The following is a 14310-nucleotide window of genomic DNA, read 5'->3' on the forward strand; positions in this document are numbered from 1 at the left end:
GCGTGAAACTATCCGAATCAGCCTTGAAGCATTTGGAGGCAGCCGGCCTCCCATTGCAAGAGAGGCTCACTTTCCCGCACTTTTCGACCACCAGACATCGGGGAAGCCGATGGAATAATAGGGCAGTTCTGGCAGATGCTCGAACTTGTCCCAATAGGCTATGTGGAAGCTCGTGGTGTAAAAGAGCGGAACCACGTAGTGGTGCGCGAGGAGGACGCGATCGAGCGCCCTTGCGATCGCGTCCTTCTCGGCAACATCCTTGGCGAAGATCACCTTGTTGATGAGAGCGTCGATGCCGGGATCGGAAATGCCGGCATAGTTGCGTGAGCCCTGACGATTGACGGAGGCGGTGCCCCAGAAGTCGATCTGCTCGTTACCGGGGTTCAATGATTGAGCCCAGACGGTCCAGATCATGTCATAATCGAAGCTGCGGACGCGATTGATATATTGCGAGGAATCGACCGTGCGCACGCTGGCGTTGATGCCGATCTTCTTCAGATTCTGCGCGTAGGGCAGCACCCACTTCTCCACGAAGGGGCTGCCGAGCAGAATCTCGATGGAAAAGGGCTTGCCCGTCTGGGCATTCACCATCTGGTTGCCCTTCAGAACATAGCCGGCCTGCTTGAAGAGATCGAGCGCCTTGCGGAGGTTGTCGCGCGCCTTCTGAGGCTCGCCGCCCACAGGATTGGTGTAGGGTGTCGTGAAGACATCGGCTGGAACCTTGTCCTTGATCTCATTGAGGATGTTCAGCTCATCTCCCTGGGGCAGACCGGAAGAAGCAAGCTGGGTGCCGAAGAAGAAGCTGTTGATTCGGCTATACTGGTTGAATGCGATGGTTCGATTGAGTTCCTCGAAATCGAAGGCATAGTTCAGCGCCTCGCGAACGCGCTCATCCTTGAATTGATCGCGCCGCATGTTGGGCACCAACGCCTGCATCACGCCGGCCGCGCGCAGCGGATTGGGCACTTCTTCGCGCTTGATGCGGCCATCCTTAGCGGCGGGAAAATCATAACCCGTGACCCAGCGGCTGGCGACATTGTCCTGCCAAAAGTCGATGGTGCCGCCGCGAAAAGCTTCGAACTCCACATCATTGTCGGCGAAGTAGGTGTAGGAGATCGTCTTGAAATTGTTCTTGCCGACATTGACGGGCAGGTCCTTGCCCCAATAGTCGTCGCGCAATTCATAGCGAATGGTGGAACCGGGCGAGACCGAGACGATCTTGTAAGGCCCGGAGCCCATGACAGGCTCCAGCGTAGTGCGCGAGATGTCGCGCGGCTTGCCATCCGGTCCCGTGCCTTCCCACCAATGCTTCGGCACGATCGGGAACTGGCCGAGAATCGTCGGCAGCTCGCGATTATTCTTCTCGTCGAAATAAAAAGTCACGTCCCGATCGCCGGTTTTCTCGGCGCGCGCCACATGGCTATAATAGCTGGTAAAGAGCGGATTGAGTTCCTTCGCCTTGTCGAAACTGAAGACGACATCCTCGGGTGTGACAGGCTGCCCGTCGGCCCATTTGGCCTCGGGCCGCAAGCGGAAAGTAGCGCTCGAAATATCATCCGGATAGGAAACGCCTTCGGCCAGCAATCCATAGGAAGAGGAGATTTCGTCGTCAGCCGACTTAAGCAGGCTATCGAAGACCAAGCCCGCACCCAGCGCGCTTATGCCCGCGACAGGATTGCCCTTGTACAATAAAGGGTTGAGCGTGTCGAAGGTGCCGTTGCTCGACAGCTTGACCTCGCCACCCTTCGGCGCGTTGGGATTGACATAATCGAAATGCTTGAAGCCCGGCTGGTATTTGAGATCGCCGAGAATGGCCGTGCCGATGCGGAATTGCGGCTCTTGGGCTTGCGAGGATAAGGGCATTGCCAGCAGGCAAAAAAGGGAAACGACCAAGCCTGCTTTCAACCGCGACAATGCCATTCATGCTCTCCTGTGATTTTTCGAGAATCAGCATAAGGCAAATGAGGGCAAAAAACAGGACGCCACAACTCATCTCTTCGCAACGAGGCGAAAGGGCGTCTTCGAGATCAGCCTATTGCACCGGCCTCCTCAAGACGCTTGCGCAGCATCAGCCGCAATTCGCCGGCAACGCGCCGGTCCTCGGCGGCATCGGGCTCGTTGGCGACGGCGACGACGATACGCAGCAGTTCGAGCACAATGCCCGACATCAGCGAGATATCATCCGAGATCGAAGGTTGCGCGCGCCGCAAGACGGCGGCGATCAGCTCCTTCAATTCCGCACGCGAGCGTGCCTTGCGCTCCTTGGGAATATCGCGGCGCCCGGCCAGCACCGCAAATTCCGGATACTCCTCTATGAAGGCGCCAAGGGCATCGAAGATCGCCTCGCCGCTTTCGGCTGCGGAAAGGCCCGCGCTTTGTTCCGCCATACGATGAAGTCCCGCCTTCAGCCGTTCCAAGCGTTCGATATGCAATGCCTCCGCCAGCAGGGGCTTGGTCGGGAAGAACTGATAGAGCGAACCGATGGAGGAATTTGCCTCGGCGGCAATCTCCGTCATGGTCGCGGCGTCATAGCCCTTGCGCGCGAAGACCTTTGCCGCAGCATCCAGCAGGATGACGACGCGCTCATGGCCGCGCTGCCGCTTCGGCGTGCGCGTCTTCAATTCTTCACTTGATTTTTGTGAGTCCATCCTCATATTTTCCATTGTGAGGACGCCCTCATGTTTCCTTTGGAGCCCCCAGATGCCACTTTACGATCCCAAGACCACCGCTCTCGTTTCCATCGATCTGCAAGGCCTCGTCCTTGGTCGCCAGCTCGCGCCCTACTCCGCCCAGCAGGTCATCGCCAATACGGTCGCCATCGCAAACAAGCTGAAAGCCGATGGCGGAACGACCGTTTTCGTGACGGTCGGATTTTCCGCAGACTATGCCGATGCTGTCAATCAGCCGACCGACGAAAGCTTCACGCTTCCCCCAGGAGGTTTGCCGGCGGCCGCGCTCGAAGCTCCCCCAGAGATGGCGGCGCTGACACCTGATGTCGCCATCATCAAGCGCCAATGGAGCGCCTTCTACGGCACGGAACTCGATCTGCAGCTTCGCCGCCGCGGCATCAAGACGCTGATCCTGACCGGCGTCGCCACCAATTTCGGCGTGGAATCGACCGTGCGCGACGGCTACGCGGCAAATTATGCCGTCATCGTCGCCGAAGATGCGACAGCAACCTTCTCACAGGAGATGCAGGATTTTGCCTGCACGAAGGTACTGCCGCGGCTGTCGCGCATCCGCAAGACAGCGGAAATCCTGGCCAACTGATCCGCGAGCAGCGCCGTTCATACCAAAGAGAAGGGGCGGCGTCGGCCACCTGTGATTGCCGCGGATTAACTTCCATCCCTTTTCGGGATAGTCTCGCCGCAAATCACCCCGGCTGATGCCGACCGCCTTTCAAGGATATGCATGGTTTCACTTCTGGCTCGCGCCTTTCGAACGATCGGCAAATTTTCCCTCGCGACAATGATCGGAACGGGTCTTCTCGCCGGCGATGTGCTGGCGCAGCACACCACACCTTCGCCGGGAAGCGCCAAGGCAGTTTTCGGCGCCGTGACGCTGCCGTCGCAGGGACCGCCGCAATCGATCGGCTTCTATGCCAAGGGCTGCCTTGCCGGCGCGGTCGCGCTTCCGGCTGACGGCCCGACCTGGCAGGCCATGCGCCTGTCGCGCAATCGCCGCTGGGGCCGACCGGAGACGATCGGCCTCTTGGAGCGCCTGTCGCGCGATGCGGCGAAAAATGACGGCTGGCCGGGCCTGCTCGTCGGCGACATCTCGCAGCCGCGCGGCGGCCCGATGGTCAACGGCCATGCCTCGCATCAGATCGGCCTCGATGCCGACATCTGGCTGACGCCGATGCCACGGCGCAAGATGACGGTCGAGGAGCGCGAAGCCCTGCCCTTCATCACCATGCTCGCCAAGGACAAGTTTCTGACGATCAACGACAAGGTCTGGACGCCGGCGCATGCCCGCCTGCTGATGCGTGCAGCGAGCTATCCGGAGGTCGAGCGCATTTTCGTCAATCCGGCGATCAAGAAGAAGATGTGCGAGACATGGACGGGCGACCGCAGCAATCTCGGCAAGCTGCGCCCGGAATACGGGCACGACTCGCATTTCCACATTCGCCTGCGCTGCCCGCCCGGTTCGGCAGGCTGCACGGGTCAGGCGCCGGTCGCCGCCGGCGATGGCTGCGACAAGACGCTGGCCTGGTGGTTCACTCCCGAACCCTGGACGAAGCCGAAGCCCAGCACCAAGCCGCCGGTCAAGCCGCGCGAGGTCATGGTTGCCGATTTGCCCAAAGCCTGTCAGGCCGTTTTGGCCGCTCCCCCGGCCGCTTCCGCGCGTGCCGCCGCCCAAGCCACCAAGGACGCCAGCGGTTCAGCCGAACCGGACAATGCTCCGCTTTCCGGCAACACGCCGCCCGGTCAAATCCCGCAGCAGTGAGGCATCAGCCTTCATTGCCGGGTTAGTCTTTCAAATCGCGCCCCCTTGGTATAGAAGGCGGATAAATCGATTGAAAGCATCGGGTGGAGCAAGGATTTCATGGCCGGCAGCAAATGCATCGCGCTGATCGCGCACGATCAGAAAAAGGACGCGATGGCGGAATTTGCGCGGCGCAACGCGGCGGCTCTGACCGGCTGGCATATCGTTGCCACAGGCACGACGGGCGGCCGCGTGCTTGATGTCGCTCCCGATCTCAAGGTCACGCGCATGAAAAGCGGCCCGCTCGGCGGCGACCAGCAGATCGGCGCGCTCATCGCCACCGGCGAGATCGACATGCTGATCTTCTTCATCGATCCCCTCACGCCCTTGCCGCACGATGTCGACGTGAAGGCATTGACGCGGCTTGCCGTTCTCTACGACATTCCGATGGCGCTCAACGAATCCACCGCCGAGCGGCTGATCAAAACACTGAACCATTAATCCGCCTTGCCGGCGGCAGACCACGGACCTGGCCATGCCCGAGCTCAATCACAGCGATGCCCCCCTGCCTTTCCCCATTCTGATCGGCGATATCGGCGGCACCAATGCGCGTTTCTCCATTCTTGCCGATGCTGACTCCGAACAGGAGCATTTTCCGGTCGTCCAGACGGCGAATTTCGCCACCATCGACGACGCGATCAAGCAGACCCTGGAGAAGAGCAAGGTGCAGCCGCGCGCCGCAATCCTTGCGATGGCAGGTCCTGTACAAGGCGACGAGATCCCGCTGACCAACTGCGACTGGGTGATCCGCCCGAAGACGATGATCGCCAATCTCGGCATCGAGGACGTGCTCGTCATCAACGATTTCGAGGCGCAGGCGCTGGCGATCGCCGAGGTTTCCGACGAGCATCGCGAGACCATCGGCTCGACATCCGGCAACGTGACCGCCTCGCGCGCCGTGCTCGGACCGGGCACGGGCCTTGGCGTCGCAGGCCTCGTCCATACGCAGCATCAATGGGTGCCCGTGCCGGGCGAAGGCGGCCATATAGATATCGGACCGCGCACGGAACGCGACCTGCAGATCTGGCCGCATTTGGAGCCGATCGAGGGCCGCATCTCCGCCGAGCAGGTGATCTGCGGCCGCGGCCTTCAGAACATCTATCACGCCATCTGCGCCGCCGATGGCCTCGAGCCGAGCCTGAAGGAACCGGCCGATATCACCAATCACGCGCTGGCCGGCACCAACAAGCAGGCGGAGGAGACGCTGACGCTGTTCGTCACCTATCTCGGCCGCGTCGCAGGCGACATCGCCATGATCTTCATGGCGCGCGGCGGCGTCTATCTCTCGGGCGGCATCCCGCAAAAGATCCTGCCGGCGCTGCAGAAGCCGGAATTCCGCGCGGCTTTCGAGGACAAGGCGCCGCACACGGAAATGATGAAGACGATCCCGACCCATGTGGTCGTCAATCCACTGGCGGCTCTTTCCGGACTTGCGACCTATGCCCGCAAACCGACCAGCTTCGGCCTTGCGACCGAGGGCCGCCGCTGGCGGCGTTGACCGCCTCGCAAACCACCGATGGCGCGCCGAAATAGCCGGTGCGCTATCCCTTTTTGAAGGAAGCGCCTTCCTCTATAGTGAGGCCGGCTCCGTGATCGGCCTTAACCAGCGCGGCAAGCCATGTCTAGCCAAAGCCGTGCTAACTCTTTAATAGAGCCGCGCAAGCACGTGCCATATGCGGCTCGCTTGGTTCAAGACAGGAAGCCGATTATTGAAATTGCCTGACCCGAAAAGCAAAAGCGTCGACAGCGAAGCCATTACCGGCATGCTGAAGCGTATTATCGCCGAGAACGGCCGCGACCACATCCGCGGCTATGCCGTCGCTATTACCTGCCTGATCCTCGTTGCGCTTTCGACTGCCTACATCGGCTATATCGTCAAAGCAGTCATCGATAGCGCCTTCATCGCGCGCGATATCGTCGATGCCTGGAAAATCTGCTTCAGCATCTTCCTCGTTTTCGTGGTGCGCGGCTTTGCTGGATATTTCCAGTCGGTCATCCTGTCGAAGATCGGCAACAACATCATCGCCCGCTACCAGCGCCGGCTCTATTCGCATCTGATGACACTGTCGGTCGGCTTCTTCAACGAGGCCCGCTCCGCGCAGCTCGCCGCCCGGATCAGCCAGAATGTCTCCGGCATCCGCGATGTCATGAACCTGACGATTACCTCGACAGCACGCGACCTTCTGACCTTTATCGCCCTGCTCTGCGTCATGGTCTTCCAGGACCCGGTGCTCAGCATCGCATTCGTCATCATCGCGCCGCCGCTCTTCTTTGCGCTGCGCTACATTTCCAAGCGGCTGCGTTCCGCCACGCGCGATGCCGTCGTCCTGAACAGCCATGTGCTGGGCGCGATGCAGGAGACCATTCAGGGCGTTTCCATCGTCAAGGCCTTCACCATGGAGGAGGAGCTCGAGCGCAAGATCAACAAGTTGATCACTGCGGCCGAGCACCGCCAGAACCGCATCGCCCGCCTTTCGGAGCGCAACGGCCCCCTCATCGAAACCGTCGCCGGCTTCGCGATCGCCAGCCTCTTTGCCTATGCCGCCTATCGCTCGATCTACGACAATGTCTCGCCGGGGGTATTCTTCTCCTTCGCGACCTCGTTGCTCCTCGCCTACGATCCGGCGCGGCGCCTCGCCAAGCTGCAGGTGCAGCTGGAGCGTGCGGTCGTCAATGCGCGGATGATCTACGAGCTGCTCGACATGGAGCCGCGCCAGCGCGACCTGCCGGATGCCAAGCCGCTCAAGGTGACTGAGGCTCGCATCGAGTTCCGCGATGTTCACTTCGCCTATGGCGACGAAGCCGTCCTCTCCGGCGTCAACTTCACCGCTGAAGGCGGTCAGACGACGGCGCTTGTCGGCCCTTCCGGCGCCGGCAAGTCCACGGTCATCAATCTCATCCCGCGCTTCTACGATCCGAAGGCCGGCAGCATCTTCATCGACGGGCAGGACATCGCCCACGTGACGAAGCAGTCGCTGCGCCTTCAGCTCGCCTACGTCTCGCAGCAGCCCTATCTTTTCGAAGGCACGATCCGCGACAACATCCGTTACGGCCGCCCGGAAGCGACCGATGCGGAGATCGAGGAAGCCGCGCGGCTTGCCTATGCGCATGATTTCATTGTCGCTCAGCCGATGGGCTACGACACGCCCGTCGGCGAAAACGGCGTGACGCTTTCCGGCGGCCAGCGGCAGCGCCTGTCGATTGCCCGCGCTCTGGTGCGCAATGCGCCGATCCTGCTTCTGGACGAAGCGACCTCGGCGCTCGATACGGAATCCGAAGCGGCCGTGCAGAAGGCGCTGGAAGAGGCGATGAGCGGCCGCACGGTCGTCGTCATCGCGCACCGCCTGTCGACGGTTGTCCGCGCCGAAAAGATCGTGGTCATGCAGAACGGCCGGGTTGTCGAAGAGGGCAACCACGAGACGCTTGCGACGGCCGACAATGGCCTCTACGCTCGGCTCAACAACCTGCAGCTACCGGCCATATCAAGCAGTTCCCGCAAATAGACGATAGAGACGACATGAGCGACGATGCGATGAAGCTGGTGGTGGTTGGCGCGGCGGGCCGCATGGGACAGGCTCTCATCCGCCTCATCCACGCAACCGACGGCGTAACCCTGCATGCAGCCGTCGCGCGTCCCGGCTCCGCCTTTGTCGGCAAGGATGCCGGCGAGATCGCCGGACTGGGGCCGATCGGCGTTCCCTTTACTGACGATCCCCTTGCCGCTTTCCTCCATGCCGAAGGCGTCATCGATTTCACCAAACCGGAAACCAGCGTCACGTTTGCCGGCCTCGCGGCGCAGGCGCGCATCGTCCACATCATCGGCACGACCGGCTGCTCGGATGAGGATGAAGCCAAGTTCAAGGCCGCCGCTCGCCATGCCCGCATCGTCAAATCGGGCAATATGGGCCTCGGCATCAACCTCCTGAGCGTACTTGTCGAACAGGCGGCGCGCGCGCTGCCTTCGAACGACTGGGACATCGAAGTGCTGGAAATGCATCACCGCCATAAGGTCGATGCGCCCTCGGGCACGGCGCTCCTGCTTGGTCAGGCGGCGGCGAAGGGCAGAGGCATCGACCTCAACGACAACTCCGTGCGCGTGCGTGACGGCCATACCGGCCCACGCCCTGCGGGCACGATCGGCTTTGCGACCCTGCGCGGCGGCGGCGTGGTCGGCGATCACTCGGTCATTTTCGCCAGCGACAGCGAGCGGCTGACGCTATCGCACAATGCCGGCGACCGCTCGCTGTTTGCGCGCGGCGCGCTGCAGGCAGCGCTCTGGGCGCGCGACAAGAAACCCGGCTTTTATTCTATGCTCGATGTTCTCGGGCTCTCCACACGTTGACCTGATCCTATCAAGGAGAAATTTTATGAGCGGTACTCTCGTTCTCGTTCGCCACGGGCAGAGCGACTGGAATTTGAAGAATCTCTTTACCGGCTGGAAGGACCCCGACCTGACCGAGCTTGGCATCGAAGAGGCCAAGACCGGCGGTAAGGCTCTGGCCGATTATGGCATCAAGTACGACATCGCCTTCACCTCGGCGCTGACGCGCGCCCAGCACACGCTTGACATCATCCTTGATGAAATCGGTCAGCAAGGCCTCGAAACTATCAAGGATCAGGCGCTGAACGAGCGCGACTATGGCGATCTCTCCGGCCTCAACAAGGACGACGCCCGCGCCAAGTGGGGCGAAGAGCAGGTTCATATCTGGCGCCGCTCCTACGACGTTCCGCCGCCCGGCGGCGAAAGCCTGCGCGACACCGGCGCCCGCGTCTGGCCCTATTACCTGACGGAAATCCTGCCGCGCGTTCTCGCCGGCCAGAATGTGCTGGTCGCCGCTCACGGCAATTCGCTGCGCTCGCTCGTCATGGTTCTCGATCGCCTGAGCAAGGCCCAGATCCTCGAGCTCAACCTCGCAACCGGCGTGCCGATGGTCTACAAGCTCAAGGCTGATTCCACGGTCGCCTCGAAGGAAGTCCTCGGCGACATGTCCGGCGCGCATTGAGTGCCAAGCATTTGGGGGCTGCAAAGCCCCTAGCCCTCTCCCTGCTTGCGGGGAGAGGGGACTATCTCTCTAAAGATGGCTTTGAGACATCAATTCTCGACGGTGAAGCGCACCCTGTCGGCGGCGAAGCGCGAAATCGAATATTGCACCGGGACATTGTCGAGATCGGCGTTCAGCGCCTGGGCGACCAGAACGATGGCACCCGGGGATAGCTGCAGGTCGGTGAGATCGCCTTCGTCGGCATGCGTCGCGGTGATCTCGGTGACGACGCGGACATAATCCGGCACGCCAAGTTCCTTGAACGCCTTCGTGATCGACCCCATTGCCCGATAGATCTCGGCGATATCGCCGAAACGCTCGGCCGGAAACCAGCTCGTGGCGCGCGATACCGGGCGCTGATCCGCGTGGCCGAGCGTTTCAAGCCTGACCAGCGGCGCGCCGGTCTTGATCTTGAGCTGCCTGGCCAATTCGCTGCTGGCCGCCTCCTCGCCTGATGCAAGCAATATGCTGCGCGTCTCGCGCACCTGATCGCCGATCCCTTGCGAAAATCGCGTACGCCTCGAAATCGGAAAGCTCAACCGCTCCTTGCGCTCGATCAAGGTGCCGCGTCCCTGCACGGCACGAACGATGCCTTCCTGCGCCAGCGCCGCAAGCGCGCTTCTGATCGTGTGCCGGTTGACCCCGAACTGCAGCGCCAGCGCCGTTTCCGGCGGCACCATGCCGGTTTCGTCGAAATCCCCGTGGTTGATCGAGGTGCGAATCCGGTCGGCGATCTGCCGCCAGAGCGCCACGCCCGTCTGTCTCTGTATCTTCTGCCCTGCCATTACGCCCACCCGCCCTGTCACACGCTTGTCACGACTCACTAATAGATATAAGACTATCTTGTATGGTTGTCTATATCAATAGACATTTGAGGAAAGACGCGATGAATTCAGCACAAAGGCAGGAAGCGGCCGCACAGGAGCGTCGGGAGCGCAAGCGCGTCGCCGATCTTCTGGCGCAGACAGAACGCGACGAGCTAGAGGCGGCATGGGAAGCATTGCCGAGCAAACCGGTGGTGCAGCCGGTGCGAGGACCGGAAACCGGGCTCGTCATGGTGCGTGGCCGCATCGGCGGCGGCGGCTCCCCCTTCAACCTCGGTGAAGTCACGGTGACGCGCGCTACCATCCGGCTGGCGTCGAACACCATCGGCCACGCACACGCGCTTGGCACCGATCGGGAAAAGGCCCGTCTTTCGGCGATCTTCGACGCCCTCTGGCAGCAACCCGCCACAAGGGATTTCGTCGAAAAGGCTGTTCTGCAGCCGGTCACCCAACGCATCGCAGACTATGATCGCAAGCGCGCCGAAGAGACCGCTGCGACCCGCGTCGATTTCTTCACCATGGTTCGCGGAGAAGACTGATGAGCCTTTCCAGCACCCCGACCTTCGGCAACGAGGCCCTGACCGGCGGTTTCACCGATCCGGTTTTCGACGCGCAGAGCGTCTTCAAGATGACGATGGACGCCATGGCACAGCCGGGCATCAAGCAGACCGTTTCCATCGACATCGCGCCGCCGGAACCGCTCGGCATCGCCGCAGGCGCCATCGGCCTCACCCTTTGCGACCATGACACGCCGGTCTGGCTCTCCAACGGCCTGGCCAGATCGAGCCTGCCGGAATGGCTGGCCTTCCATACCGGCGCTCCCGTCATTTCCGAACGACTGGAAGCGCATTTCGCCTTTGTCGAAGCCGGTATGGCGCTTTCCTCCTTCAGCCAGTTCGGCGTCGGCACGCAGGAATATCCGGACCGGTCGACGACGATCATTCTGGAAATCGAAAGTCTGGAAGGCGGCAAGGAACTGGCGCTCTCCGGCCCCGGCATCAAGGATGTGACCATGATCGCCCCGATCGGCCTGCCGGATGCGCTCTTGCGCATCTGGAACGACAATCGCGCCCTCTTTCCGCGCGGCGTCGATCTCATCCTGACGGCCGGCCGGCAGTTCCTCTGCCTGCCGCGCACCACCAAGATCATCGCGACGGAGATGTGACATATGTATGTTGCTGTAAAAGGTGGCGAAGCCGCCATCGCCAATGCTCACCGGCTGCTTGCCGACCGTCGTCGCGGCGACCGCGCGCTGCCGGCTGTTGGCATCGACCAGATCGTGGCGCAGCTCGCGCTGGCCGTCGACCGCGTCATGGCCGAAGCCTCGCTCTATGATCGCACCCTGGCGGCCCTTGCCGTTCGCCAGGCGCGCGGCGACATGATCGAAGCGATCTTCCTCCTCAGAGCCTACCGCACGACGCTGCCGCGCTTCGGCTATTCGCAGCCGCTTGACACATCGGCGATGAAGATCGAGCGCCGCATCTCCGCAACCTACAAGGATCTGCCGGGCGGCCAGCTTCTCGGCCCGACCTTCGACTACACGCATCGTCTGCTCGACCCGAGCCTGCTCACCGACGAGGCCGTCGACGAGCCGATGCAGCGTCCCGCCGAGGACGGCCGCATCATGCGCGTTTCGGAAATCCTCGGTCAGGAAGGCCTGATCGAGGGCGACGGCACGCTGCCCGTCGATCATGAGATCGGCGACCTGACGCGCGAACCGCTGGAATTTCCGATGACCCGCGATCTGCGTCTGCAGGCGCTCGCCCGTGGCGACGAAGGCTTCCTCCTCGCACTTGGCTATTCGACCCAGCGCGGCTACGGCCGCACCCACCCCTTCACCGGCGAAATCCGTATCGGCGAAGTGGAGGTGGAATTCGACGTGCCGGAACTCGGCTTCGCCGTCTCGCTCGGTCGCATCCAGGTGACCGAGTGCCAGATGGTCAACCAGTTCATGGGCTCGGCCAAGGCGCCGCCGCAGTTTACCCGCGGCTACGGACTGGTCTTCGGCCAGAGCGAGCGCAAGGCCATGGCCATGTCGCTGGTCGACCGCGCGCTGCGCGCCGAGGAACTCGGCGAAGACATTGTCGCGCCGGCCCAGGACGAGGAATTCGTCATCTCCCACTCCGACAACGTGCAGGCGACCGGCTTCGTCGAACATCTGAAGCTGCCGCACTATGTCGACTTCCAGGCCGAACTCGACCTGGTGCGGCGCATGCGCCGCGATTTCGAGGCCGCTCGCGAGCGCGGCATGGACCCCATGACGGAGGCAGCCGAATGACCGAACTCGCCACCTACAACTTCGCCTATCTCGACGAGCAGACCAAGCGGATGATCCGCCGCGCCATTCTGAAGGCGATCTCCATTCCCGGCTATCAGGTGCCTTTCGCCTCCCGCGAAATGCCCATGCCTTACGGCTGGGGCACCGGCGGCGTGCAGCTGACGGCCGCGATTATCGGCCCGCAGGACGTGCTGAAGGTCATCGACCAGGGCGCCGACGACACCACCAATGCCGTCTCGATCCGCGCCTTCTTCCAGAAGGTCGCCAATGTCGCCGTCACCACCCGCACGGAAGAGGCGACGATCATCCAGACGCGCCACCGCATTCCGGAAACCAAGCTTGGCCCCAATCAAGTGCTCGTCTACCAGGTGCCGATCCCGGAACCCCTACGCTTCCTGGAACCGCGCGAGACGGAGACGCGCAAGATGCATGCGCTCGAGGAATATGGCCTCATGCATGTGAAGCTCTACGAGGATATCGCCCGCAACGGCCGCATTGCCACGACCTATGCCTATCCGGTGAAGGTCGCCGGCCGTTACGTGATGGACCCCTCGCCGACGCCGAAGTTCGACAATCCGAAAATGCACCTTTCGGACGCGCTGCAGCTGTTCGGCGCCGGCCGTGAAAAGCGCATCTATGCCGTGCCGCCTTACACCGAAGTCGTCAGCCTCGATTTCGAGGACCATCCCTTCGAAGTGCAGCGCTTCGACAAACCCTGCGCGCTTTGCGGCGCCGAGCAGGTCTATCTCGACGAGGTGATCCTCGACGACAAGGGCGGCCGCATGTTCGTCTGCTCCGACACTGATTTCTGCGAAGACCGCCGTGCCCATGGCCATGCCGGCCACATGCTGGCGTCAAATGGGCTCGCATCCGATGGACTGCGTGGTGGCAAGGAGGCTGCCGAATGAGTGACTCACCCCTTCTGAAGGTCAAGGACATCTCGAAATTCTACGGTAGTCGCATCGGCTGCCGCGACGTGTCCTTCGAGCTCTGGCCCGGCGAGGTCCTCGCCATCGTCGGCGAATCCGGTTCCGGCAAGACGACGCTCCTCAACTGCATCTCGACACGGCTGCTGCCGACGACGGGCAGCGTCGAATACCATATGCGCGACGAGACCTATCGCGACCTGTTCCGCATGAACGAGGCGGAACGCCGCTTCCTGATGCGCACCGACTGGGGCTTCGTGCATCAGAACCCGGCCGACGGCCTGCGCATGACGGTTTCGGCCGGCGCCAATGTCGGCGAGCGGCTGATGGCGATCGGCAACCGCCACTACGGCAACATCCGCAACACGGCCATCGATTGGCTGGAGCGCGTCGAGATCGATGCCGACCGCATCGACGACCAGCCGCGCGCCTTCTCCGGCGGCATGCGCCAGCGCCTGCAGATCGCCCGCAACCTGGTGACCGGCCCCCGCCTCGTCTTCATGGACGAACCGACCGGCGGTCTCGACGTCTCCGTGCAGGCGCGCCTGCTCGACCTCGTTCGTGGCCTCGTCAACGATCTCGGCCTGTCGGCCATTATCGTCACGCACGACCTCGCCGTCGCCCGGCTCCTGTCGCATCGCATGATGGTGATGAAGGACGGATACGTCATCGAGCACGGCCTGACCGATCGCGTACTCGACGATCCGCGCGAACCCTATACGCAACTGCTGGTCTCTTCGATCCTGCAGGTCTGA

Annotated in this window: 15 protein-coding genes; 12 read left to right on the forward strand and 3 right to left on the reverse strand. The window is 62.2% G+C overall.

Annotation, left to right across the window (positions count from 1 at the left end; translation table 11 throughout):
* Positions 1-66: 66 nt before the first annotated feature.
* Positions 67-1920 (reverse strand): extracellular solute-binding protein, encoded by a 1854-nt coding sequence (locus BJ928_RS07130; RefSeq protein ID WP_047634909.1) that lies wholly within the window; start codon positions 1918-1920, stop codon positions 67-69.
* A 107-nt stretch (positions 1921-2027) separates the two neighbouring features.
* Entirely contained in the window at positions 2028-2663 is a 636-nt protein-coding gene (locus BJ928_RS07135; protein WP_183079367.1) for a TetR/AcrR family transcriptional regulator, read from the reverse strand.
* 37 nt (positions 2664-2700) lie between these two features.
* Between BJ928_RS07135 and BJ928_RS07140 the strand changes: the two genes are divergently transcribed.
* The 7 genes from BJ928_RS07140 (at position 2701) to BJ928_RS07170 (ending at position 9488) form a co-directional block, all read left to right on the forward strand.
* Positions 2701-3270, forward strand: coding sequence for an isochorismatase family protein (locus BJ928_RS07140; RefSeq protein WP_047634904.1), 570 nt, complete (start codon positions 2701-2703; stop codon positions 3268-3270).
* 141 nt (positions 3271-3411) lie between these two features.
* A complete protein-coding gene (mepA, locus tag BJ928_RS07145; RefSeq protein WP_047634902.1) occupies positions 3412-4446 on the forward strand; it encodes a penicillin-insensitive murein endopeptidase in 1035 nt (344 codons plus the stop codon).
* Positions 4447-4545: 99 nt separating this feature from the next.
* The gene (locus tag BJ928_RS07150; protein WP_047634900.1) at positions 4546-4926 is read left to right on the forward strand and encodes a methylglyoxal synthase; all 381 of its coding nucleotides are present in this window, start codon (positions 4546-4548) and stop codon (positions 4924-4926) included.
* 34 nt (positions 4927-4960) lie between these two features.
* On the forward strand, positions 4961-5983 hold the full coding sequence (locus tag BJ928_RS07155) for a glucokinase (RefSeq protein ID WP_047634897.1): 1023 nt from the start codon (positions 4961-4963) through the stop codon (positions 5981-5983).
* 211 nt (positions 5984-6194) lie between these two features.
* The gene (locus BJ928_RS07160) at positions 6195-7988 is read left to right on the forward strand and encodes an ABC transporter ATP-binding protein (protein WP_047634896.1); all 1794 of its coding nucleotides are present in this window, start codon (positions 6195-6197) and stop codon (positions 7986-7988) included.
* 14 nt (positions 7989-8002) lie between these two features.
* Positions 8003-8827 (forward strand): 4-hydroxy-tetrahydrodipicolinate reductase, encoded by an 825-nt coding sequence (gene dapB / locus BJ928_RS07165; protein ID WP_047634894.1) that lies wholly within the window; start codon positions 8003-8005, stop codon positions 8825-8827.
* Positions 8828-8852: 25 nt separating this feature from the next.
* The gene (locus BJ928_RS07170) at positions 8853-9488 is read left to right on the forward strand and encodes a 2,3-bisphosphoglycerate-dependent phosphoglycerate mutase (RefSeq protein WP_047634892.1); all 636 of its coding nucleotides are present in this window, start codon (positions 8853-8855) and stop codon (positions 9486-9488) included.
* Between the two features lie 89 nt (positions 9489-9577).
* On the opposite strand, the gene phnF is transcribed toward BJ928_RS07170, so the two are convergent.
* The gene (phnF, locus tag BJ928_RS07175) at positions 9578-10312 is read right to left on the reverse strand and encodes a phosphonate metabolism transcriptional regulator PhnF (RefSeq protein WP_047634889.1); all 735 of its coding nucleotides are present in this window, start codon (positions 10310-10312) and stop codon (positions 9578-9580) included.
* A 101-nt stretch (positions 10313-10413) separates the two neighbouring features.
* On the opposite strand from phnF, the gene phnG reads away from it, so the two are divergent.
* Genes phnG through phnK form a run of 5 tightly spaced genes read left to right on the forward strand, consistent with a single transcriptional unit; the run spans position 10414 to position 14310 of the window.
* Complete coding sequence (phnG, locus tag BJ928_RS07180) at positions 10414-10890, forward strand: phosphonate C-P lyase system protein PhnG (protein ID WP_047634888.1); 477 nt, start codon at positions 10414-10416, stop codon at positions 10888-10890.
* Positions 10890-11516, forward strand: coding sequence for a phosphonate C-P lyase system protein PhnH (gene phnH / locus BJ928_RS07185; RefSeq protein ID WP_047634885.1), 627 nt, complete (start codon positions 10890-10892; stop codon positions 11514-11516). Before phnG ends, phnH begins: the two co-directional genes overlap by 1 nt.
* A gap of 3 nt (positions 11517-11519) precedes the next feature.
* A complete protein-coding gene (locus BJ928_RS07190) occupies positions 11520-12629 on the forward strand; it encodes a carbon-phosphorus lyase complex subunit PhnI (protein ID WP_047634882.1) in 1110 nt (369 codons plus the stop codon).
* Positions 12626-13537, forward strand: coding sequence for an alpha-D-ribose 1-methylphosphonate 5-phosphate C-P-lyase PhnJ (locus tag BJ928_RS07195; protein WP_047634881.1), 912 nt, complete (start codon positions 12626-12628; stop codon positions 13535-13537). The genes BJ928_RS07190 and BJ928_RS07195 overlap by 4 nt, the downstream gene beginning before the upstream one ends.
* Positions 13534-14310 carry a phosphonate C-P lyase system protein PhnK gene (phnK, locus tag BJ928_RS07200; RefSeq protein WP_047634880.1) on the forward strand — a complete coding sequence of 259 codons (777 nt, stop codon included), beginning with the start codon at positions 13534-13536 and terminating at the stop codon, positions 14308-14310. The genes BJ928_RS07195 and phnK overlap by 4 nt, the downstream gene beginning before the upstream one ends.

Origin of the sequence: Rhizobium sp. WW_1, from assembly GCF_003610155.1 — a bacterium.
In the GTDB taxonomy this organism is placed as follows: domain Bacteria; phylum Pseudomonadota; class Alphaproteobacteria; order Rhizobiales; family Rhizobiaceae; genus Rhizobium; species Rhizobium tropici_A.

Excerpts from the sequence above, each read along its gene's own strand:
- BJ928_RS07135 (WP_183079367.1), bottom strand. The coding sequence starts at position 2,663 with ATGGAAAATATGAGGATGGACTCACAAAAATCAAGTGAAGAATTGAAG.
- BJ928_RS07140 (WP_047634904.1), top strand. The coding sequence starts at position 2,701 with ATGCCACTTTACGATCCCAAGACCACCGCTCTCGTTTCCATCGATCTG.
- BJ928_RS07150 (WP_047634900.1), top strand. The coding sequence starts at position 4,546 with ATGGCCGGCAGCAAATGCATCGCGCTGATCGCGCACGATCAGAAAAAG.
- phnK (WP_047634880.1), top strand. The coding sequence starts at position 13,534 with ATGAGTGACTCACCCCTTCTGAAGGTCAAGGACATCTCGAAATTCTAC.
- BJ928_RS07170 (WP_047634892.1), top strand. The coding sequence starts at position 8,853 with ATGAGCGGTACTCTCGTTCTCGTTCGCCACGGGCAGAGCGACTGGAAT.
- BJ928_RS07155 (WP_047634897.1), top strand. The coding sequence starts at position 4,961 with ATGCCCGAGCTCAATCACAGCGATGCCCCCCTGCCTTTCCCCATTCTG.
- phnF (WP_047634889.1), bottom strand. The coding sequence starts at position 10,312 with ATGGCAGGGCAGAAGATACAGAGACAGACGGGCGTGGCGCTCTGGCGG.
- BJ928_RS07130 (WP_047634909.1), bottom strand. The coding sequence starts at position 1,920 with ATGGCATTGTCGCGGTTGAAAGCAGGCTTGGTCGTTTCCCTTTTTTGC.
- BJ928_RS07190 (WP_047634882.1), top strand. The coding sequence starts at position 11,520 with ATGTATGTTGCTGTAAAAGGTGGCGAAGCCGCCATCGCCAATGCTCAC.
- phnH (WP_047634885.1), top strand. The coding sequence starts at position 10,890 with ATGAGCCTTTCCAGCACCCCGACCTTCGGCAACGAGGCCCTGACCGGC.
- mepA (WP_047634902.1), top strand. The coding sequence starts at position 3,412 with ATGGTTTCACTTCTGGCTCGCGCCTTTCGAACGATCGGCAAATTTTCC.
- phnG (WP_047634888.1), top strand. The coding sequence starts at position 10,414 with ATGAATTCAGCACAAAGGCAGGAAGCGGCCGCACAGGAGCGTCGGGAG.
- BJ928_RS07195 (WP_047634881.1), top strand. The coding sequence starts at position 12,626 with ATGACCGAACTCGCCACCTACAACTTCGCCTATCTCGACGAGCAGACC.
- dapB (WP_047634894.1), top strand. The coding sequence starts at position 8,003 with ATGAGCGACGATGCGATGAAGCTGGTGGTGGTTGGCGCGGCGGGCCGC.